Here is a 22,864-nt window from a genome sequence, read left to right on the forward strand (position 1 = left end):
ATTTTTTGTTATTTAACGTTAATTAATTGATTGCTCAAAAAGATCCTAATATTCATGTTCTCAAATGATTTAAATCCGTAAGCTACACGTTTGATTGTCTTTATATGGGGATTCTTCTGGAAGCTTTCGTAAGCAACCTCGATACATCATCAGTCCCATAAATTATGGAGCCGATTTTCCTCTAACAATGAGTGCTGAACTCATTTGAAAGGATCTCAAGATGTCTTTTCAATTGTTTGAAGTAGGTAACAATCAACAGCCAAAAAAACTAATTTTTGTGTTTTTGTTTAGTTCTCGTACATTCCCTTAAAAGGTCGATTCAGCCCCAGTAATATTGACCCAAATTATTGTTCTGGCAACATGTGAGAGGGCTGTGTCTTTAAATACCGTTCTTTTTGAGTGCGCGTGAGTTTTTTAAAGGCTGCTTCGGCTTTTGTTGCGTCACTCCTAGTTGCAAACACCTCAGCATGGATCATTTTGACGGGTCGCCTTTTTTGTAATCGGGTATATTTAGCTCCTGTCCCATGATTGTGTTCTGCTAATCTTCTTGAAAGATCCGTCGTATAGCCACCGTAAAACGTGCCATCTTTACAAGCTAAGACATAAAAATAATGCTCACTGGCCATAAAGAATTTCTCGGATTTCATTTGTATAGCTACCATCAGGCATGTATGTGATCAACGGTGAAGCAACTTTAAAGCCATCTAATTTGCCTTCTTTGATTCCTTCGATCAACAAAATATTTGCCTCTTTCCCCATTTTTGGATAAACGAATTGAATTTTTTTAGGGGCGATACGGTGTTTTTCTAGTAACTGAATAATTTCTAAAAATCGGTCTGGGCGATGGACCATTGCAAAGCGTCCATTGGTTTTTAATAATTTACTAGAAATTTGGATCACATCTTCAAGAGTAGTATGGATTTCATGTCGAGCAATCGCTAAATGCTCATTCGGATTTTTTTTATTGGTTGGTAATCCCTTAAAATAAGGGGGATTACAGACGACTAAATCACATGAATTATGACGAACAACGGATAAACTTTCTTTTAAATCAAGCGTATGGATGGTCATTTGGTGTGTTAGCTCGTTTAATTGGATACTACGTCTTGCCATATCCGCTAAACGTGGTTGAATTTCGATTCCATCAATCAACGCATTCGTTCGTTTGCTCAAAAAAAGACCAACTGCACCATTTCCTGCACAGAGGTCAACGATTTGTCCTTTTTTCGGTACACGTGCAAAATGAGCAAGTAAAACAGCATCTAGTGAAAAAGAAAAAACGTGAGGACTTTGAATGATTTTAATATCATTTGCATATAATTGATCGATCCGTTCATCTTCGTGAAGCATGGGTTCCCTCCAAAATGAAAAAACTAAGTGATTGTATTATACTATTTTTATAAAAAAGAACCAAGGTACCTTGTAAAGTTTCCTAAATTTAGGCATACTATGACCATACACCTAGAAAGGAAGAGACTATGTTCTATCGATTTATGAGAGGGCTAGTCCGAGTGATCTTAGCAGTGATCAACGGCAATGCCCGGTATGAAAATAAAGAAGTTTTACCACAAGATGAGAATTATATTTTGGTAGCGCCACATCGAACTTGGTGGGATCCTTTATATCTTGCTGTAGCAGCTTCGCCTAAAGAATTTAGCTTTATGGCAAAAGAAGAATTATTCAAAAATCCAGTATTACGCTTTATTTTGACACATGCCCATGCGTTTCCAGTAAAAAGAGAAAATCCAGGACCTAGTGTCATCAAAACGCCAGTTAAAATTTTAAAATCTACTCATTTAGGTTTGATTATGTTCCCAAGTGGAACAAGACATGCAACGGAATTAAAAGGCGGAATGGCATTGATTTCTAAAATGTCAAAAGCAAAAATCGTTCCTGCTGTCTACCAAGGACCATTGACTTTGGGTGACTTATTCAAGCGAAAACGTGTGGTTGTGCGTTTTGGTGAACCAATCGATTTGTCTGATATCAAAAAAACAGACAAAGAAGGAATGGCAGAAATCGAACGTAGAACACAAGCCGCTTTCGATCAACTAGACAAAGAAGTCAATCCTGACTTTAAATATGAAATCAAAAATAAAAAGTAAATGATTCTTTTTTAATAAACATCAAAGCGCAAGGTAATGATAAAAGTTGTGATTCTTTCTAAGCATGGGACTATCTATGTTTATACGGAATCAGCAACTTTTTTTCATTGCCTATTTGTTTTAGTCCGTAATGATCCTAGGTATCATGTAATGAGGGGAAGTGTTATAATAATTAGAAGGACATTTTTTGAGGTGATGAGATGCGTTTTTTACATACAGCTGATTGGCATATTGGAAAAAAACTACAAGGATACGATCGAATCAAGGAACAAGAGCATGTTTTAACCCAGATCTTAGCAATTGCAAAAGAAGAAAATGTTGATGCAATCGTGATTGCGGGAGATCTTTATGATCGAAGTGTTCCGTCAGTGGATGCCATTGAAGTGTTCAATCAATTGATGGTCGAATGGAATCTACGGGAAGGATTTCCGATTTTTGCGATATCCGGAAATCATGATAGCGGTATTCGTCTTTCGACAGGAACACCTTGGTTCAGTCAGTCCGATTATTATTTACAAACTAGATTGCCAGAAGCCTTTCAACCAATCATATTCAAGGATACGCAATTTTTCCTTTTGCCTTATTTTGAACCAATCTCAGCGAGGATATATTTTGAAGATGAGCAAATACGCACCATTCAACAAGCAATGGAAAAAGTCATTGAGAAAATGAAAACGCAGTTTGACTCAACAAAAAAACAAGTGTTAGTGAGTCACTTTTTTGTGACCGGGAGTATGAAATCAGATTCAGAAACCAAAATTGAAGTAGGCGGATTAGATGCTGTTCCAGGAGATTTACTTGAACCATTTGATTATGTCGCATTAGGACACCTCCACAATCAAGCAGCATTGAATCAAAAAAATGCCCATTACAGTGGGTCGCCTTTAAAATTTTCATTGTCAGAAATCAATCAAAAAAAAGGTGTTTGGATCGTAGATTTAGAAGAGGACGTCTCTTTGAATTTTCGAGAACTGACCCCGTTATATGATATTGAAGAAATAACAGCAAGTTTTAAAGAGCTGTTGAATCCAGATTTTTATCAGACGATCAATCGTGAAAATTATCTCCAAATTTATTTGGAAGATCGAACAATTATCCCTAACATGATGAATCAATTAAGAAAAATCTATCCACGGATACTTGGTGTGGAACGTTCAAACGGTCGAGTAGAACTGAAACAGGGAAAACAAAAAAAGATGATGACAAAGGATCCACATAAGATCGCACAAGGCTTTTTCAAAGAAATGACCAAGGAACAGTTGACGAACAAGCAGGAAATCTGGTTAAAAGAAACGCTACAAGAACTCACGGACAGGAATGATCAGTAATGAAACCCAAGAAATTACGACTAAAAAATTTTGGTCCTTTTATTGACGAGACAATTGATTTTGCGAAATTGACCGAAGCACCACTATTTTTGATTACTGGAAAAACAGGTGCAGGAAAAACGACTCTTTTTGATGGAATGACTTATGCATTGTTTGGTGAAACTTCTGGCAGAATCAGGACTGGTAAAGAAATGCGGTCTCTTTTTGCTACGCCTGAAGAAGAAACGTGTGTCTTTTTTTCATTTGAGCATCAGCGGCTGAATTATGAGATTGAACGTAAGCCAGAACAACTCTTGGCCAAACGTAAAGGTGAAGGCAATCGAAAGCAAGCAGCAAAAGTTTCTTTGACGATCTTTGATGAAGCGGGCAAAGAAATGCGCCAATACACGAAACGTAGTGAAGTGGATCAATTAATCAAAGAATTAATGAATCTGGATGCGAAACAGTTTTCTCAGATCGTTTTACTACCTCAAGGAGAATTTCGTAATTTTTTAATTTCATCAAGTAGTGAGAAAGAAATTGTCTTACGTAATTTGTTTGGCACGCAATTTTTCCAACAACTTAATGAACAATTGAAAGAAAAAGCCAAAGAACATCAAAAAAAATTAGATCATCTTGAGCAAGAATTGAGTTTGCTGCAAAAACGGTTTATCCCTTTGGACACAGGAACGGTTCCTGAAACCTTAAGTTTTGATGCGTTATTCACTTATTGGCAGGCAGAGCAAACAACATTACAAGAAAGACTTCTCCAAGAAAAAAATAAACTGGTTCATTTACAAGAACAACAAAAGCAATTAGAAGATACCTATTATCATTCGCAAACATTGCAAACACGTCAGGAAGAAAAGCAAAAATTAGAGCAAAAATATGCAGAATTGATCCAGCAAGAAAGTGAAATCAATGAAATAAAACAATGGATCACTCATTATGAATTTGCTGAACGACTGGTCGATACGTTGACACGAAGTCAAGAATACCAGAAAGAACAAGCAGAACTGATTGATAAAGAACAGACTTGTTCTGAAACATTCGTTCAACAAGAACAAGCGTATGCACAGTGGCGTAAAGATGAACCTGAACGAAAAAATGCCCAACAAGAAATGGAACATGCAGCGAATCGATTACAAGTCATGAAGTCATTGATCCCAATTGCGGAAGAATGGCAAAAAAAGCAAAATGAAAGTGAAGAGTTACAAAAGGCTAAGAAAAAAGCAGAAGAAAAAGAACAAAAAATTCTTCAAGAACAAGTCCAGTTAAAAGAAGAAGAACAAAGACTAGCAGAACTGCTGCTTGACCAAGATCGCTTGCACAGTGATCAATTGTGTTACGAACAACTTCGGCATGAGCAAGAAAAGTACCAAACTATCCTTACAGAAAATCACCAGAATACAGAACAGTTAAAGGTGAATCAAACCAAGTTGTCCGAACTGATCACAAAACTCCAAGCTCAACAAGTAATGTTAAGCAAACAAAATAATCAAGTTGATCTTTTAAAGAGTCAATGGGCAAGCCAACAAATTGCGAAGTTGCAATTGCTATTATTACCAGGGCAACCTTGTCCAGTTTGTGGGTCAACGGAGCATCCTAAACAACGAAATGAGCATGTATTGCCTAATCAAGAAGAATTTGTCCAACTGGATGCAAATTTAGCCGAGGCAGAAACAAATCTTGAACAAATCAATCAAGAAATAGGGCGTAGTGAAGCAGAAAAAGCACAAATAGAACAAAAAATAGCTGACTTGGAAAACTTCGGAACAGAAAAACAAGTAGAGATCCAAAAAAGCAAAGAACGATTACAACATTTGATCCAGCAATCGTTTAAATTTGCCATAGCAGATGATCCTCTTGTATCCTTAGAAAAAATCCAGCATGATTTGGATTCGCGTGCAGAGGCTATCACACAGGCAAAAATCGCTACTCAAACACTAACTGAACGTTTAAGTCTTATCGAAGATCAGCGAAAGAAGATCACCGAACAAATCAGCCAAAACAAAGAAGAGCTCCAACAAGTACAAGGGGAGCTTGTTACCTTGACGAAACAGTTAGAAGGACAAAATACTCAGACTTTGATTGAGGATGTCAACCAATTAGAAGAAAATGTTGCGATGAAAGCCCAATGGTTAGCAGAAGAAAAAACAAAAGAACTTCATTTTTCTCAAGAAATCAGTTTGTTAAAAGCGCAAATGGCTAATATTCATGAACAACAGGCAAAAATTGAAAATAAAATTCAGCGTATCCAAGAGGAAATTTCAGCAAAAATAAAAGAGCAAGCTTACTTTAAAGAAGCAGATGAGGTATTGGCATTTGCTAAACAAACAGTTGAATACCAAGAGAAGAGTCAACTGGTCAACGCATATGAGAAAGAACGATTAATCGTTGAAGACCGCTTAAGCCAGTTGAACCATGTTGCTTTAGCTGAAACACTTCCTGATTTAGAACAATTGGAGCAACAACTAGATGAGCTAAAAGCTGCGGTTCAAACACAACAGGAACATTGTTATCACTTGCAAGAGCAAGAACAGCAGAATCAGCAAATCATCGAAGAATTTTCTTCGATTTATCAAGCGAGTCAAGAACAATTAGATGAATTGATCCAACTACAACAATTATCGCAAACGATGAATGGGGAAAACCCTAGAAAAACCAGCTTGGAAAGATACGTACTACAAGTGTATTTACAAGAAGTACTACAAGTGGCAAATGTGCGATTGCAACGTCTGACGAAAAATCGTTACCAATTTGAGCTTGCAGATGAAGTGGGAAGTTACCGTGGGAAAACAGGGTTGGAGATCAATATCTATGATGATGAAGCAGGTCTGACACGTGGGGCTCATACGCTATCTGGTGGCGAAAGTTTTATTGCAGCTTTATCCTTAGCGTTGGCTTTAGCTGAAGTGATCCAGACACAAGCCGGTGGTGTGTTGATCGAAGCGTTATTCATTGATGAAGGATTTGGATCGTTAGATGAAGAAGCACTTGAAATGGCGATTGAAGCATTAGAAACAATTGAAAGTGAAGGTCGTATGATCGGGATCATCAGCCATGTGAGAGAATTAAAAGAACGAGTAGTACAACAAATCAGAATCGAAACAGAAGGTAGCGGACAAAGTAAAGTACGCTATCATCTTGGATAAGAGGGGGATTAACTGATGAAATGGAGCATTCCAGAAAAAGTCATTGCAAGAGGACGTCAATATCTGCAAGAAGGACGGGTATTATCGGTTGTCCCTGACCAAGAAGAAAAAGTTTGGCATGCGGAAGTCTTAGGCAGTGAATTGTATATGGTCGATTTAGATGGGACAGCCAAAGAAGTCGATTTCTGCCAATGCCCTTATTGGGAAGAACATCATTATTGTAAGCATACAGTGGCAGTCGAACTGTACTTGCGCTCTAAGAATCTTTCACGAATAATCAAGGCAGATCAACCTGCGTTAGAACCAGTCAAAAAAAGTAGCGAAGGTGAAATTTTAACGAAAGGTTTTTCAAGACTAACTGTCAAAAAAAATTCACCACGGACGCAACCATTGATTGTGGAATATCAAGTAGAAACGATTGAGACCAATCATTATCATCCGGAATTAGCTATTTTAGCCGTTTATTTGCGGATTGGCTATTTAGATCAGCCAAAGAAAACGTATATCGTTAAAAACATTTTTGATTTTTTACATTCCTATATGGAAAATGAACGTTACACTGTGAATAAACAATACCAGTTCCATCTAGATCAACGAGCTTTTCAAGGAGAAGATCAAGTAATCTTAAAAACGTTAGCTGAGTGTGCCCAAACGCAACTTCTTTTAGGTGCAAACGGACTACAAGTCAAAGGGAAATTAGATAAACGTTATTTGTTATTACCGATCGAACAAGCAAAAACATTGTTAGAACAGATGAACCAAACGACAAAACTCCAAATGAAGATCGGAGAAGTGAATTATCAAGGGGTTCGATTTTCTGATAATGAGCCTTCCTTAGAATTTGAAGTAACAAAAAAAGAAGAGGCCTATCAATTAAGCGCACTGAATGACTTTGAGTTGTTCTTTACTCATTATCAATGGGGAATGATCCAAGGAACTTTTTATTCATTAACAAAACGTCAACAAGCAGTCTATTTAACTTGGAAACAGCTTATGAGAAGATTTGAGAAACCAGAAGTATTGTTTCTTAAGCAAGAACTATCCTCCTTATTCAAAGAAATCATTCCATTGCTATCTGAAATTGGTCAAGTGAGCATAGCGGATGAAGTGAAAGCAGAAGTTGCTGATGTGCCAGTGGAATTTATTTTCTTCTTTAGAAAATCGAAAGGCAAGATCCAGGCTCGTGTTGATTTTGTCTATGATGAAGTCGTTTTTTCAACAGATAAAAAACATGAAGTTATTGCTGAAAATGCTTCTGAAGTATTAAGAGACAAAGCCCAAGAACAACGTGTATTAGACTTGTTCAAAATGTATCGCTACCAACGAAATGATACAGGCTATGAACGTTTATTGCCGACAGGAGAAGAGTTGTATACTTTTTTCCGTACAGAGTTAGCCGTTTTTCGTCAGTTTGGTGAGGTCCGTCTTGGTAAAAAACTTCGGGAATTGTATTTAGATGCACATCGACATCAACCGAAGATCGAAGTGGAAGAAACCAGTTCATGGTTAGATATTCGTTTTGATGTGACTGGGATTGAGGAACAAGAAATCAATCAGGTCTTACAAAGTTTGTTGCGAAATGATGCTTTCTATACGTTAGAAAATGGGCAAGTACTGTCCTTTGATTCCGAAGAGTTTCAGCAAACAAGTCAAATCTTGCAACAATTCCGTGAATCGATCCGTTCAGAATCTGGAACGATCCATGTGCCTAAAAACCAAGGATTGATCATTCAAGATAAGTTAGCAGGAAGTTCAGCAACTTTTGGTGACTCCTATCAAAAAATGATCCAAGATCTAATACAACCTGAACAATATCAAGTATCCTTGCCAGCAGGTCTACAAGCTGAATTGCGTGATTACCAAAAACAAGGATTTCGATGGTTGAAAATGCTGGGAAATTACCAGTTTGGCGGAATTTTAGCAGATGAAATGGGTTTAGGAAAAACCCTTCAGACAATTGCCTATTTGCTTTCAGAAAAAGAAGAAAAAGGCGAACTCTCTGCTTTGATCGTCGCTCCTGCTAGTTTGATCTATAACTGGCAAGCAGAAGTGAAAAAATTTGCTCCTTCTTTGAGCATCCAAGTAATCAACGGGAATAAAAAGGAACGAGAAGAACTATTAGCTCGTAAGGCAGATATCAGAGTCACTTCTTATGCTAGTTTAAGACAAGATTTAGCAGATTATCAAAAACATGCGATTAATTATTTGATCCTTGATGAGGCTCAGATGGTTAAAAATAGTAGTACCAAAACAGCTCAAGCGCTACGAGAATTAAGTGTACCGCAACGTTTTGCCTTAAGTGGGACGCCAATTGAGAATAATCTGGAAGAACTATGGTCGCTCTTTGCGACGATTATGCCGGGATTTTTCCCGAATAAGACCCGCTTTAGAGAGCTGGCACCTGAAGAAATTGCCCGAATGATTCGTCCGTTTGTGTTACGAAGGGATAAGCAAACCGTGTTAAGCGATCTACCAGAAAAAACCGAGATGAATCTTTATTCTGCATTGACAGAAGAGCAAAAAACCGTGTACTTGGCTTATTTACGTCAGATGCGAGAAGAGATTTCTACTATGGACTCAGAAGCTTTTAAAAAGAATCGCATCGGTATTCTAGCTGGTTTGACACGATTACGCCAAATTTGCTGTGATCCAAGATTATTCTTGGAGGATTATGAAGGTGGCTCAGGAAAGCTAGAACAAGTCAAAGATCTACTGGTCGCAGCCAAAGAAAACAATCGGCGGGTTCTGTTGTTTTCTCAATTTACAGGTATGTTGACCATCTTACAAGAAGAACTAGCAGAATTAGGAATTTCTACTTTTTACTTAAGAGGAAGCACCAAACCGCAAGATCGTTTAACGATGGTAGATGCATTCAATGAAGGAGAACGAGATGTCTTTTTGATTTCATTGAAAGCTGGCGGAACCGGACTCAACTTAACGGGAGCAGACACGGTAATTCTGTATGATTTATGGTGGAACCCAGCCATTGAAGAACAAGCGGCAGGACGTGCGCACCGTATCGGACAAAAAAATGTGGTCGAAGTTTGGCGCATGATTGCAGAAGGAACGATTGAAGAGCGGATGGATTCGTTACAACAAGAAAAAAGAGAGTTATTCCAAAAAGTCATCCAAGGAAATGAAGACCAATTAACCAAATTAACGGAAGATGATATCCGGATGATTCTGAGTGTCGGAGACCTGGAAGACTAAAAATTTTGAAACAAAAAATAATTAAATCTTAAGACTCAATAATAAAAAACTCTCGAAACAAGATTATGTTTCGAGAGTTTTTTAGTTATTTGTTTTGCTAGGAGCTGTGCATGGATGCTTTAGCTGAAAATTACTTTCATCGTTTCTAATAATTGATCAAATGAGGTGATTTCGATATCACAGTTCAATGGACCATCAACTTTTCGTTCACGATGGTTAAACCAAAGCGCTTGCCAACCAGCTCTTTTAGCACCTAATACGTCATTGTCGTAGTTATCGCCTACATATAGAGTTTCTTCTGCAGTTAGATTGAAACGTTCTTCAGCAAGTTGAAAAATCTCTTTTTCTGGTTTCTGAAATCCTGTTGCTTGCGAAACGATCATATGCTGTGAAGGAATCCAGTTTGCTAATTGAAGTTGATTCAATTTTTTGGTTTGATGATCGGTGGGACCATTGGTAATGATTCCGAGAGGGATATTCATTTCAGTCAAGAAGTCCAATGTTTTCTTTACTTCCTCATGAAGACAGATATTATCTAATTCTTCTTCATAAACTTGTTGGAAATAAAGACCTTCTTCTTCAGTAATATGTGGATAATCTAAGTCTTTTAGTGATTGGCTGATTCGATGTGCACGCATATACTCCAAGGTCCATTTTCCTGCCATCACTTTAGGGAAATTTTCATCACTGTGATGACGGAACCGGAGATATAATGGTCCCATATCTATATCTGAAACAAGCGGCACTACTTTTTTTACCGCATTTCTAAATGGCTGTTGTTGATCGTACATCGTATCATCAACGTCAAAAACAACTGACTTAATCAAATTCTACACGCCTTTCGGTTTTCATCATTTTTTTCATAAATCCTCGACTATTGTATCAGAAAAATACCGGTTAAAACGTTGTTAAATAAAGGTTTTTATTACTATATTTCGCTTTTCTTGACAGAATAAGCTTTTTAAGTTTCAGTTTTTTTCACTAAAATAGTAAAATTGAATATCATTTGATTATCTGATGAATAAATTAATCCTCAATGAAACGAAATTCTGACTAATTTTAATAGAATAATCCTATTTTACTTGATAAAGAATGTTTTTTTTAATACAGAAAAACGAAAATGATTAAAATATAAAATAACACTTAATGATGACGATAAGGCGTTTTGTAGTGATTTTCATTTTATAACCATTGTAATATAAAAGGGTGCTTAATTAGCGGACAAAATAAGGGTTAGGTTCAATTAAAAGGACTGTTGTAATAGCAAACAAAATAAACCAGACAGAAATAAAAAACATAATTTTTTCAAAGAAACCGTTTTTTTGTGGGGTGAGTAATAAAATAATAGTACAACTTTAAAGCCTGTTTCAATGGCGGGTTATATTTGAATTAAATTTGAAAACTCTCATTTTTTAATTGCTAACTAAACGTAAAGCGTTGGTTTTACGGAATATAAATCTTAGATAACTTTCATTTTTTTGATAAAATATTATGAAAAAAGCTAGCTATTTAAAAGTTGATTATGTATAATAGAAACAGATGGAAGATTATAATGATCTTCTGTTACAAAAAAGTGACATTAGTCATGAAAAGGAGTGGTGCACGTTGTTAACACTATATACTTCCCCAAGTTGTACTTCCTGTAGAAAGGCCCGTGCGTGGTTACAAGAACATCAAATTCCATTTGTTGAACGAAATATCTTTTCTGAACCATTAAATAGTTCAGAATTAAAGGCAATCTTACAAATGACTGAAGATGGCACAGAAGAAATTATTTCAACACGTTCAAAAGTTTTCCAAAAACTAAACATGGATCTTGATGATTTACCATTGCAAGAACTGTTAGAACTCGTTCAAAATAACCCTGGATTGTTGCGTCGTCCGATTATGATCGATGACAAACGCCTACAAGTTGGTTTCAATGAAGATGAAATCCGTCGTTTCTTACCACGTGATGTACGTCAATTGGAATTGCGTCAAGCACAATTAATGGCTGGATTATAGAAAATAAACGTTAACTTAGAAAAACTATTTTTGTAGTTTTTCTAAGTTTTTTTTTACCAGAATAGAAAGTACATATAACTAGATGTAACATGCAAAGGAATTTTACTCTTTGGGTGATAGCAAGATTTGAGAAGACCAAAATACTTGGTATCAAAAATTCGATTTATTGTTAAGGATTACTTTTTGAATGCCGTTTATTCGTTCTCGCATTAGGAGTGGCTTTTTGTCCTAAGCTCTTTTTTACGTTTTGCTAAGTGAAAAAAATGATGTCAAGGTTAAATTAAAAACTTATTTTGATTTTAAATGGTAATTTTTTTTCTTTACATTTAAGCTTATTTCGCTACAATGAAGTTATATTGATAGTTGTGGCAAAGTGAGGTGTAGCCAGATGGAAATGGAACATATTAATGAAAATACGATCCGAGTAATGATCGGTCATGAAGATTTAGAAGAGCGAGGCGTCTCATTTTTAGACTTGCTTGGTAACCATAGAGAGATCGAAAATTTTTTCTACAGTATTTTAGAAGAAGTTGATATTGAAGATGAGTTCCGCAGTAGCGAAGCTGTTACATTTCAAGTGCTTCCTAAAGGAGACGGTTTAGAACTTTTTATTAGTAAAAACTTACCGAATGAAGAAATGCTCCAAGAAGACGAAGACTCTTTAGATTCTGATGATGTAACTGAATTTATCCAGCAACAAATCTTAAATAATGAAGAAGAAACGACTGAACGCATTTCCGATGAAACAGAACACCAAGCGATTTTTGCTTTTGAAGACTTTGAACAAATGATTCAACTAGCCAATGATGTCGAGTTGGATTCAGCCTGGACAGATTTGTATTTACTAGATGATATCTACTATTTAGCCGTACATTTTTGGATGGAAGATTTAAACCAAACAGATGTCGCGAATGAAGTAGCTCGAATTTTAGAGTTTGCAGAAAGAAGCGATCGGACCATTGAAACATTGAACGAATATGCGCAATTACTTATGGAACGAAATGCTTTGGAACGTACAAAATTTTATTTTGCGTAAGCAGCAAATAATCAAAGAAACAATTTGAAGAATCTGATCAATGAAAATGATCAGGTTCTTTTTTTGACGTATTTTCTTTTAGAAGGGGGGCAGCTAATTTATGATGGTTGCAATCGATAAACATGGAAAAAGATTTCTGGCTACAACATGTACGAAACGGCAAAGTCTTTTCTGCCCAGCTTGTAAGGAACCAGTGATATTAAAAACTGGGCAGCAAAAAACAGCACATTTTGCTCACAAAAATTTACAGGATTGTTTTGGTTTTAGTGAGAAAGAAACAACGGAGCATCTCCAACTCAAAAAATATTTTTTTGAGTGGTGTAGACAATTTGTTACTCATCCGCCTGTCTTAGAAGCCTATTTACCAGCCCTTCGACAAAGACCAGATATCCTTTGCGGGGATCTAGCCATAGAAATTCAGTGTTCAGTTCTCGCTTATGAACGGATGAAAGAACGAACAAAAGGATATCTAAGCAAAAACTATCGTGTTTGGTGGATCTTAGGCTCTGCTTTTTTCAAAAATGATCGTTTAAAAACGAGAGAAAAGTACTTTTGTATGTACAATGACACCATGGGCACTCATTTATGGAAAATCGATTGGCTGGAAAAAAGATTATATTTGTTTTATCATTTGGCAGAATTATTTTCTGGAACAGTAACCTATGAAACAATCAGCTGGCCTTTCTTTAGTGAATCTCCTGTAAGTCTATTAGAAAAACAGATGGAGAATCAAAATCGGCAAAAAGTTCTTACTAATGTTGGCTGTCAAAAATGGTTACAAAAAAAATTATACTATCGTCAGTCTAAATACGTTCATTTACAAAAACAATTCTATCTTAGAAAAAAACATTTACTTTATTTATCTCCATGGATGTACGCAGAAAGTCGATTTTTTTTTATTTTCAAGAAAAAGTCTTCTTTTATCGTCTTTTATTTGAAGAAATCATCAGTGAACAAGCAGGCAGAAGCAAACAATGGAAGTATCTCAATTGGCTCCAAAAAATTGAACCAAATAAAACAACTTGGCTTTATCCAATGGTTGATAAGAAAAAGATTTTCCGATTACTTTACCAGGAATGTGAGGAGATATTCTTGATGTCAAACAGAAATAAATTATGATACACTAATTAAGAGTAGCTGATTTTAGTAGGCTTATTCATTTTTCTATTTTCAATATGAATTAGAAAAAAAGAGTGAAAACAATAAAGGAGTGTATTAAATGAGTGAAACGACCCAATTACCAAAACGAGAAGAATTGCCTGAAGAACTGACTTGGGATCTCACCAAAATCTTTTCTAGCGATCAAGAATTTGATGAAAAATACCAAGAATTAACAGAAGAATTAAAAAATTCCGATCAATATAAAGGAACATTAGCAAAGGGTGCGACAGAATTTCTGAATGCGCTTGAATTTGTTTTAGATGTTTACCGAAAAGTGGAACTCATTTATGTCTATGCTCATTTAAAAAATGACCAAGATACAGCAAATACGACTTATCAAGCGTTATATGCGAGAGCAGGAAGTTTATTTTCTAAAGTAAGTGAAGCAGTCTCTTGGTATGAACCAGAAGTCCTTCAACTTTCGGATGAGCAGATTTGGCAGTATTTTGAGCAAGAGCCGAAGTTAGAACTATATCGTCATTACGTAAAACAAATGGTGGATAATCGTGCGCATATATTATCTGCAGAACAAGAATCATTACTAGCTGGAGCAGGAGAAATTTTTGGCGCTTCCAGTGATACATTTGCTGTTTTAAACAATGCCGATCTAGAGTTTCCTACAATCGTGGGAGAAGATGGGAAAAAAATCCAGCTTTCTCATGGTGTCTATGGTCAATTGATGGAAAGCACAGATCGTACAGTTAGAGAAGCTGCATTCAAAGGGCTTTATCGTGTCTATGATCAATTTAAAAATACGTTTGCTTCAACATTGAGTACCCATATCAAAGGGCACAATTACAAAGCAAAAATTCGCCATTATCATTCTGCTAGAGAAGCTTCTTTGAGCAACAATCATATCCCAGAAAGCGTTTATGATACATTGATTGAAGTAGTCAATAAAAATCTTCCGCTATTGCATCGCTATATGGAATTACGCAAACGTCTTTTAAATGTAGAAAAACTGCATATGTATGATCTATATACACCAGTATTAGGAGAAGCTCCTATCAAGTTCACTTACGAAGAAGCGAAACAGAAAGCTTTGGAAGCTTTGGCACCAATGGGGGAAGAATATCTGTCAGTGGTAGAAAAAGCTTTTGCTGACCGTTGGATCGATGTGGTCGAAAATAAAGGGAAACGAAGTGGCGCTTATTCTTCAGGAAGCTATGATACCAATCCTTATATTTTAATGAACTGGCATGATACGTTGGATCAATTATTTACGCTCGTACATGAAATGGGACATAGTGTGCATAGTTACTTTACTCGTTCAAATCAACCGTTTGTTTACGGTGATTATTCCATTTTCTTAGCAGAGATTGCTTCAACAACTAATGAAAATATTTTGACAGAATACTTGCTTGAAACTGAACAAGATCCACGTGTTCGCGCATATGTCTTGAATCATTATCTTGATGGATTCAAAGGAACGATTTTCAGACAAACACAATTTGCAGAATTTGAGCATTTCATGCATGAAGAAGATGCCAAAGGTGTACCTTTGACCAGTGAATATCTAAGCGACAGTTATGGGGAATTGAATGCCAAATATTATGGATCAGCGGTAGAAAAAGATCCGGAAATCAAATATGAATGGTCTCGTATCCCACATTTCTACTATAATTATTATGTTTATCAATATGCAACAGGCTTTTCAGCTGCCTCTGCTTTGGCGCAGAAAATTTGGGGTCAAGAGCCAGATGCTCTAGAAAAATACCTTACTTATTTGAAATCAGGAAATAGTGATTACCCAGTTGAAGTCATGAAAAAAGCAGGCGTCGACATGACAAAAGCTGATTATATCGAATCAGCTATGACTAAGTTTGAACAACGATTAAATGAATTAGAGGAACTAGTTGAAAAATTGTCATAAGTGTTCGAGACAAGCATGCGTTGATTATCAACAGATAGCTTCTGTTTCTTTTATCTGATCTAAATAGCTGAAACCCACAAAAGTCCTATGTGGATTTCTGTGGGTTTTAGTTATTTACCTCATAATTAAAATAAATAAGAGCATTTTATTTTTTTATAGTTGCTTGTTTATATTGACGTAAATTTTATTTTTTCTTATGCTATAGAAAATAATTTGTCTGATAGATGTTGGAGATGCCTATCAATACTTCTAAAAATACATAGATGGTATTCAAGTGTCAACTCTATGAAATAAGCCAAAATTTTTCTTATTGTCAGAGAAGTTGCACAATATTTTTGTACCATACACATTCAAAAAAGAAATGGAAGGATGAATATGTCTTTTTGGGGATTTGAACAAGAGTCAGATGAAGTAGTGTTAACTTATGTCAATTGTCATGTACGTTGTCTGCGAGAAGCTGCTCGCTTGGAAATGAAGAAAAGAAGAGCAAAGAACGCGAAGAATAAAAAACAGAGCTATAATAGGAAGAAGGTGTCCCAGAAATGATGGAAGTACAAATCACTAGAAAAAGTGAGTTAACAGAAGGTGGTTGTAATGCCTGTGGTATCGTAGATGCTGCGATCTATTCGCTGCAATTAGGAACGAAAACAGCAATCATCGCTGATTTGACTGTGGGTTCGTTAGTTGACAGTCTAGCACTACTAGAAGGATATGAAGGTGAGGACATCTATGAAATGTTAGGAGAAATTCGCCAGTTGAGTAGAGCGGGCAAGACGATCAATGTTTCTGAAGAATTAGGGAATGTGACTTTTTGTACAGCTGATCAGCAACTGACCGTCAAAAATAGGATGGAGCGTCCAGCCTTATTTGAGCAAGTTAATCAGATCCTTCAACAGTTTTTTGAATTAGGACCATACAAATTTAAAGAAATAGCCACTGTACCAAAACATGATCCTGAATGGCAAAAACGAATCGAAGATCAAACGGATCATGCGTATTTATTTCAATAATAGTAGATGTTTTATTGAAATGGATATGGTGAGAAAATTAGCTGCAAAAAGACCGACCGCCAAAAGTTGTTTAAATGAACTTTTGACGGTCGGTCTTTATTTTGACACTTATTTTCAGGTAGCATTTCATGATTATTTGTTTTTTTGAAAAGTGACGATCTTACTTTTGCTTTATCCTTTTGAAACGTAACGTTGAACTACCTTACATTTCTTTCATTGGATTAAGCTGAAACACTTTCTTCCATAATCTTTGTAGTACCATTGCCGATGTGTGCCACATAAAATTCTGGGGCGTAGCCAACGACGTCTAAGTATTCATCATAGACCTTGTTTTTAAAGTTAGGGATATTTTCTTCTTTGACTAATGCGATCGCACAGCCACCGAAGCCAGCTCCTGTCATACGGGCGCCTAGAACACCTTCTTGTTTTTGTGCTGCATCGACTAATGTATCAAGCTCGATACCAGTTACTTCATAATCATGTCTCAACGAATCGTGTGAAGCATTTAATAATTGACCAAAAGCAGCCAAGTTTCCTTGTACCAGTTCAGCTTTAGCTTCTAGTGTTCGTTGGTTTTCAGTAACTGCATGACGAGCACGACGAATCAATGTGTCATCACCAATCAAATCAATGTTTGCTTCAAATGTTTCTTCGTCTAAATCACCTAATGCTTGGATAGCTAATTTTTGTTGGAGACGTTTTAGTGCTTCTTCACATTCACTACGTCGTTCATTATATTTAGAATCAGCTAATTCACGACGTTTATTTGTATTCATGATTACTACTGCATAGCCATCTAATTTTACTGGAACCATTTCATATTTTAACGTATTTGTATCAAGTAGAATAGCTTTGTCTAATTCGCCAAAGCCAATCGCAAATTGGTCCATGATCCCCGAGTTGACACCGATAAATTCATTTTCTACTTTTTTACCAATTTGAACTAATTCAAGTCGATCAATGGATAAATGGAATAAGTCTTCTAAGGCAACACCGACTAACAATTCTAAGGAAGCGCTACTTGAAAGTCCTGCACCGTTCGGGATCGTCCCTTCAACTAAGAGTTCAAAACCATGTTCAATTGGGTAGCCTGCTTCGTTTAGTTTAACGATCATACCTTTGACATAGTTTGCCCATCCTGCTTGTTTGTCGTAATCAAGTTGGTCTAAAGTAAAGCTGATGACACCGTCGTCTTCAAAGTTTGTTGAGTAAACCAATACTTTATTATCCTCACGAGGTGCGGCAACTCCTTGTGTGCCATAAGTGATGGAGGCAGGGAAAACATGACCACCGTTATAATCTGTATGTTCACCAATCAAGTTGATTCTGCCTGGAGAAAAATATTGTGTGGTTTTTTTAGGTCCAAAGATTTCTGCGAATTTTGTATTTAAACTGCGTTTGATTTCCATAGTTAGATACCCTCTCTTGTGTCGATTTTAAATTCTGTAGTTGTTTCAAATGGTGTGTGTGCTGTTAAATGAATATTTCCAAAAGCTGGATACTGTTCTGCTCCGGGAGCGATTTGAGTCTCAAACGTGATACCACCATGGTTGGCTAGTTTCTTTCCATGCATTTCTGGGGTGTCTTGCCCAAAGTTAGCAGTGAAGATCACAACACTAGGTGAATCGGTCATGATGCTTACTTTGATTTGTTCATCGGGACTTAATAAATAAGCCGATACATGATTCATACCTGGGTTATTTAAAAAGAAAGGATGATCGATCCCATCAACAAGTTGTTTTTGTTCAAATTGACTAGTAAAGACGGTGGCTAATTTTTGAGGTGTTTGAAAATCAAAAGGTGTTTGAGCAACACTCGCTTTTTCGCCAGTTGGTATACTATCAGGTCGTAATGGAGCGAAAGACTCACTGTCTAGCCAAAGCGTATGTTGATCAATTGATTCTTCTACATCGCCACTTAAATTGAAATACACGTGGTTGGTCGGATTGAAAAGCGTATCCTGATCACTGATTGCTTGCGTTCTAACACGCCAAATGTTGTCTTCTGTCAAAGTATAACAAACTTCTACGGATAGATTTCCAGGAAAACCATGTTCTCCGTCGGGACTGGTAGTAGTAAATGTGACTGAGCTTTCTTTGTCTGTTTCACTTAGTTGATACGTCCATTTTTTCTGTTCAAATCCTGGTGTACCTCCATGAAGTGAATGCCCTGTCTGAGGATCGACACTCAATTGATAGGTTTGATCATTCAAAGAAAATTGGCCTTTTTCAATCCTACCTGCTGTTCGTCCGATCGTTGCTCCGATATAGGCATCTTTTGTCAAATATTCTTGTGCGGAGTCAAACCCTAAAATTAATTCCCGATCATTAGCAGTTAGTTGAACGATCCGTGCACCTAAGTCAGTGACGGCTAATTTAAGTCCGTGAGTATTGGATAATGTTATCAAATGGTACCCCTGACCAAAGTCTTTTTCTGTAATCGTCATAATATAATTCCTTTCTTAATGTTGTGGAATGATAAAGTCATCTTCTAATTCAGATGCGAGTTCTTCATGTGAAGCTAATTTATTTTCTAGTTCTTTGACGATTTGCGCATGTTTTTTCTCTGTCAAAGTGATCTTCCAAGCAAAAATGATGGCAGAAAAGAACATCAATGCTGCAGGAACATAAAATGCATACGCTTTAAAAGTCATGATCCCATGATTGGTAATATCAGCAGCAGAAGCATTTCCAGTCATACCAGCTGCGATTGCGACAAACCCAACGATCCCATTAGATAAAGCACCTGCAATTTTATCGAGCAGTGGGCGAATCGATAAAGTCACAGCTTCGTTACGAATCCCATTTTTCCATTGTCCATATTCTACAGAATCAGTGATCGTCATCAAGGCAGATAAAAAGATCAACTGTTGTGGGAAGTAAAATAAAACAAGTCCAACGATCACGATCGGTAAGCTAGTACCTGCGATAGAGAAGAAGAAGTAAGAACTGATCATCATCGCAATACCGCCGATATAGACATAGCGTCTAGAAATCAATCGTGTCAAAGCAGGGAATAAAGGCACAGCGACTAGTCCAAGTAAAGCTGCTACTAAACCGACAATCCAGAATTGAGTTGGTTGACCTAAGACATATTTGAAAAAGTAGAATAAAACGGCAGTTGTTGCTACATTGGCAATAGCATAAGCAATGTAAGAAAGTGCTAACCACATTAATTGGTCATTTTGGGCAATTGCTTTAAAGACATCTTTGATGCTTGCTTTTTCATTTTGTTGACGAATCGCCGTGTCGACTTCTTTTGTTCCTAAAGCTGTAATAATTGCAGTTCCTCCAGAGATCACAGCGGTAATCACACCGAACCAGAACCAACCTGAAGCGCCTTCAACATGATGAGCAGTGACTAAATAAGTGAAAAATGTGACGATTGGTACGACGACCAAAGTGGTCCCGTTTGCTCCTAAGGAAGAACCGAATCGAGCAAAAGTCGCGAATTTTTCTCTTTCTTTGGTTTCAGTACTTAAAGCTGGAATCATTGACCAAAAAGCAATATCTTTAAATGAATAGAAACTATCTAATAATACAAAAACAATGGTAAAAAGGATGATAAACAAAGTTGTATTGTGAGTAGCAAGGCCAAAGAAATTAGTAAAAAGAAAAATCAAAAGGAATGAACTAACTAAACCACCAATGACCAGCCATGGTTTAAATTTTCCATATTTTGTCCGAGTATTATCAATAATCCCGCCAATCAATGGATCGAAAACGATTTCAATCAAACGAATACCAACGACTAAACTGGTCACCGTAGCGATCATTCGAGCAGTAGTTGCTTTATCTGTACCTGCAAACATCTCGCTTGTTACAAAAACCATAAAATAAGTGCTGAGAGTAACATAAAAAGTATCATGACCGAATGCGCCTAAAGCATAAGAAACCCGTTGTATCATTTTGTTCTTCATAGTATCTAATCCCTTCTTTGTTAAATATACAATAAAAAGTTAACCGGTTACAATAAATAAAAAAAGTTCTTTTTCTACTATTGACTTTATCAAGAAAACGCTTCCTGATGAATATATTTTTGTGACTAATATTTAACTTTTTGTTGCACGTTGTAGAACAAGAAGAGTAAAGTAAAAACAAAGGAGTGAGAGCGATGGAGCAAGCAATATTTTTAAAAAAAGAACGTCAAGAATTAGCTAAAGGGTGTTATTTTGACTTTTGTGGATTTTCAAAAACTTTGCCATATCATTCTTTCGGTCCAGCAATCAGACAAGATTATGTGTTACATGTCGTGATGGAAGGTAAAGGAACTTACCATGTGAAAGAACAGCAATATCAATTGCAAAAAGGAGATCTGTTTTTGATCCGGCCAGGGGATTCTACTTTTTATTTAGCAGATGGTGAAGAGCCTTGGGTCTACTGTTGGTTGTCTTTTGGTGGGCCATTAGCGAAAGAGATCATTGAACGTTCCTTATTCAAAGAAGATCAGTATACAATGGTTTCTGCAGGTATTTCGGCATATATAGATATTATTTTGGACTGTCTTCATTATTCACAAGACGGTTTAGCAGATGAGTTAGAATTGACGGCTTTGACTTATCGCTTTTTATCCGTATTACTAAAAGATGGCGGGAAAATCGGTTTGGGAAATCAAAAGGTTTCTTCGCCACTAGCAATCGAAACAGTGAAGTATATTGAAGAACACTATCCAGAAAATTTAACAGTAGAGGAAATTGCTCGACAACTGTCAGTCAACCGGAGTCATCTATCAAGAGTCTTTAAAAATCAATTAGGAACGAGTATCAAAGAATATTTGATTGGCGTGCGAATCAACCGAGCAGCATTTTTATTATCGTTGACTGATGATTCAGTAGAGAGTATCGCTTATCAAGTTGGTTTTAATAGTTTAGTTGTATTTAGCCGAATGTTCAAAAAGACAACTGGAGAAACAGCAACAAATTATCGGAAACGGATGAAAAATGAAGCGTCCAAAAACCTTTCATTAGGTGCTTTGAAGAAAGAATTAGAAGAACAAGAGATTGTTTCCTGGTCTACCTAACCATAAGGCAGGAGACTAATGACATTTTGTGTTCTGTGCTAAACTAGAAAATAGCAAGAATGAAGAGGAGTCAAGAAATGAGAACTTTGATTATCGTTAGTCATCCTACGATTGAGACATCATTGAACCAACAGTTTTTCAAAGAAGCAACTGAAAATTTAACGGTTACTTGGCATCATTTGGAAAAACATTACCCAGATTGGACGATTGATCGTGATACAGAACTTGAATTATTAAAAACACATGACCGGATCATCTTCCAATTCCCTTTGTATTGGTATAGTGCGCCAGCTCATTTAAAACTATGGGAGGACACTGTATTGGAACACGCTGACGAATTTCTTAAAGGCAAAGAATTAGGGATTGTCGTAACAACTGGCGTTTCTGAAAAAGAATATCAAGCAGGCGGGAAAGAAGAATATACCATTTCTGAATTATTAAGACCGTATCAGCGGATTGCCCACAAGTTTGAAATGACTTTTTTACCTCCATTTGTGATGGCGCAATTCATGTATCAAACAGAAGAAAAGCGTTGGGAGCGTTTAGTGGCGTATCAACAATACCTGACATTAGTAGGCAAACCGACCTTGATCAAGCGAATAAACTGGTTTATTGAGCGACTAAGCAGCAATCATTCTTTACAACAACTAGATCAGACTAAGCAAGCATTCTTAATCGACTATTTAGAGAATGAAAAAGAAGAGATTGAAGACCTCACATTTATCTTACAAGAATTAAAGGAGCAATAAAATGGCGGAAGAATGGTTTGTACGACAATTGGAAGAATTAAGTACATCGGTAGATTATGAAACAAAAGCTGTGTTGCATGAAACAAAAAAACTTTTACTGGAAATTTCAGAACGAAAAGTCCAATTACAAGGAGAAATCGATGGAGAATCCTGGAATCATCAAAAATGGTGAGTTTTGTTTATAAATAACACAGTTTAAAATGTTCAGAATGATGATTATTTGCTACAATGGGAT

The 22,864-nt window shown here is 36.5% G+C and carries 18 protein-coding genes and 1 pseudogene; 12 read left to right on the top strand and 7 right to left on the bottom strand.

Features of this window, described 5'->3' with window-relative positions:
- Positions 1 to 8: 8 nt before the first annotated feature.
- The 3 genes and pseudogenes from AB5M32_RS08440 to AB5M32_RS08450 all read right to left on the bottom strand — a co-directional run.
- Positions 9 to 116 (bottom strand): annotated as a pseudogene (locus AB5M32_RS08440) (transposase); the annotation flags it as partial.
- A 228-nt stretch (positions 117 to 344) separates the two neighbouring features.
- On the bottom strand, positions 345 to 626 hold the full coding sequence (locus AB5M32_RS08445) for a GIY-YIG nuclease family protein (protein ID WP_053766274.1): 282 nt from the start codon (positions 624 to 626) through the stop codon (positions 345 to 347).
- On the bottom strand, positions 616 to 1,350 hold the full coding sequence (locus AB5M32_RS08450) for a tRNA1(Val) (adenine(37)-N6)-methyltransferase (protein ID WP_010720871.1): 735 nt from the start codon (positions 1,348 to 1,350) through the stop codon (positions 616 to 618). Before AB5M32_RS08450 ends, AB5M32_RS08445 begins: the two co-directional genes overlap by 11 nt.
- Before the next feature lie 128 nt (positions 1,351 to 1,478).
- Between AB5M32_RS08450 and AB5M32_RS08455 the strand changes: the two genes are divergently transcribed.
- The 4 genes from AB5M32_RS08455 (at position 1,479) to AB5M32_RS08470 (ending at position 9,777) form a co-directional block, all read left to right on the top strand.
- Positions 1,479 to 2,105, top strand: a complete 627-nt coding sequence (locus tag AB5M32_RS08455; protein WP_010720870.1) for a 1-acyl-sn-glycerol-3-phosphate acyltransferase — start codon at positions 1,479 to 1,481, stop codon at positions 2,103 to 2,105.
- Between the two features lie 200 nt (positions 2,106 to 2,305).
- Complete coding sequence (locus AB5M32_RS08460; protein ID WP_178287201.1) at positions 2,306 to 3,433, top strand: exonuclease SbcCD subunit D; 1,128 nt, start codon at positions 2,306 to 2,308, stop codon at positions 3,431 to 3,433.
- Entirely contained in the window at positions 3,433 to 6,567 is a 3,135-nt protein-coding gene (locus tag AB5M32_RS08465) for an AAA family ATPase (RefSeq protein ID WP_178287203.1), read from the top strand. Before AB5M32_RS08460 ends, AB5M32_RS08465 begins: the two co-directional genes overlap by 1 nt.
- 15 nt (positions 6,568 to 6,582) lie before the next feature.
- Entirely contained in the window at positions 6,583 to 9,777 is a 3,195-nt protein-coding gene (locus AB5M32_RS08470; protein ID WP_178287205.1) for a DEAD/DEAH box helicase, read from the top strand.
- Positions 9,778 to 9,896: 119 nt separating this feature from the next.
- Here the strand turns inward: AB5M32_RS08470 and AB5M32_RS08475 are convergent, their stop codons facing one another.
- The gene (locus AB5M32_RS08475) at positions 9,897 to 10,604 is read right to left on the bottom strand and encodes an HAD family hydrolase (RefSeq protein WP_010720866.1); all 708 of its coding nucleotides are present in this window, start codon (positions 10,602 to 10,604) and stop codon (positions 9,897 to 9,899) included.
- 778 nt (positions 10,605 to 11,382) lie between these two features.
- On the opposite strand from AB5M32_RS08475, the gene spxA reads away from it, so the two are divergent.
- From spxA to AB5M32_RS08500, 5 genes are all read left to right on the top strand, one after another.
- Positions 11,383 to 11,781 (top strand): transcriptional regulator SpxA, encoded by a 399-nt coding sequence (gene spxA, locus AB5M32_RS08480; RefSeq protein ID WP_002296384.1) that lies wholly within the window; start codon positions 11,383 to 11,385, stop codon positions 11,779 to 11,781.
- A 388-nt stretch (positions 11,782 to 12,169) separates the two neighbouring features.
- On the top strand, positions 12,170 to 12,817 hold the full coding sequence (locus AB5M32_RS08485) for an adaptor protein MecA (RefSeq protein ID WP_178287207.1): 648 nt from the start codon (positions 12,170 to 12,172) through the stop codon (positions 12,815 to 12,817).
- 100 nt (positions 12,818 to 12,917) lie between these two features.
- Complete coding sequence (locus tag AB5M32_RS08490) at positions 12,918 to 13,913, top strand: competence protein CoiA (RefSeq protein ID WP_178287209.1); 996 nt, start codon at positions 12,918 to 12,920, stop codon at positions 13,911 to 13,913.
- Positions 13,914 to 14,036: 123 nt separating this feature from the next.
- Positions 14,037 to 15,851 carry an oligoendopeptidase F gene (gene pepF / locus AB5M32_RS08495; RefSeq protein ID WP_034699929.1) on the top strand — a complete coding sequence of 605 codons (1,815 nt, stop codon included), beginning with the start codon at positions 14,037 to 14,039 and terminating at the stop codon, positions 15,849 to 15,851.
- A gap of 542 nt (positions 15,852 to 16,393) precedes the next feature.
- Positions 16,394 to 16,861, top strand: a complete 468-nt coding sequence (locus AB5M32_RS08500) for a DUF4809 family protein (protein WP_178287211.1) — start codon at positions 16,394 to 16,396, stop codon at positions 16,859 to 16,861.
- A 221-nt stretch (positions 16,862 to 17,082) separates the two neighbouring features.
- Here AB5M32_RS08500 and AB5M32_RS08505 read toward each other — a convergent pair whose 3' ends face one another.
- Genes AB5M32_RS08505 through AB5M32_RS08515 form a run of 3 tightly spaced genes read right to left on the bottom strand, consistent with a single transcriptional unit; the run spans position 17,083 to position 20,780 of the window.
- Positions 17,083 to 18,270: a galactokinase gene (locus AB5M32_RS08505; RefSeq protein ID WP_010720860.1), complete on the bottom strand. Its 1,188-nt coding sequence runs from the start codon at positions 18,268 to 18,270 to the stop codon at positions 17,083 to 17,085.
- A gap of 2 nt (positions 18,271 to 18,272) precedes the next feature.
- A complete protein-coding gene (locus tag AB5M32_RS08510; protein ID WP_178287213.1) occupies positions 18,273 to 19,307 on the bottom strand; it encodes an aldose epimerase family protein in 1,035 nt (344 codons plus the stop codon).
- 15 nt (positions 19,308 to 19,322) lie between these two features.
- The gene (locus tag AB5M32_RS08515; RefSeq protein ID WP_034699920.1) at positions 19,323 to 20,780 is read right to left on the bottom strand and encodes a glycoside-pentoside-hexuronide (GPH):cation symporter; all 1,458 of its coding nucleotides are present in this window, start codon (positions 20,778 to 20,780) and stop codon (positions 19,323 to 19,325) included.
- Positions 20,781 to 20,974: 194 nt separating this feature from the next.
- On the opposite strand from AB5M32_RS08515, the gene AB5M32_RS08520 reads away from it, so the two are divergent.
- The 3 genes from AB5M32_RS08520 to AB5M32_RS08530 all read left to right on the top strand — a co-directional run bounded on the left by AB5M32_RS08520 (position 20,975) and on the right by AB5M32_RS08530 (position 22,801).
- Positions 20,975 to 21,880, top strand: coding sequence for an AraC family transcriptional regulator (locus AB5M32_RS08520; protein WP_034699918.1), 906 nt, complete (start codon positions 20,975 to 20,977; stop codon positions 21,878 to 21,880).
- A 77-nt stretch (positions 21,881 to 21,957) separates the two neighbouring features.
- Complete coding sequence (locus tag AB5M32_RS08525) at positions 21,958 to 22,629, top strand: NAD(P)H-dependent oxidoreductase (protein ID WP_010720856.1); 672 nt, start codon at positions 21,958 to 21,960, stop codon at positions 22,627 to 22,629.
- Between the two features lies 1 nt (position 22,630).
- Positions 22,631 to 22,801 (top strand): hypothetical protein, encoded by a 171-nt coding sequence (locus AB5M32_RS08530; RefSeq protein WP_010720855.1) that lies wholly within the window; start codon positions 22,631 to 22,633, stop codon positions 22,799 to 22,801.
- The last annotated feature ends 63 nt before the right edge of the window (positions 22,802 to 22,864 follow it).

The organism is Enterococcus sp. C57 (assembly GCF_040887305.1).
In the GTDB taxonomy this organism is placed as follows: Bacteria; Bacillota; Bacilli; order Lactobacillales; family Enterococcaceae; genus Enterococcus_B; species Enterococcus_B hirae.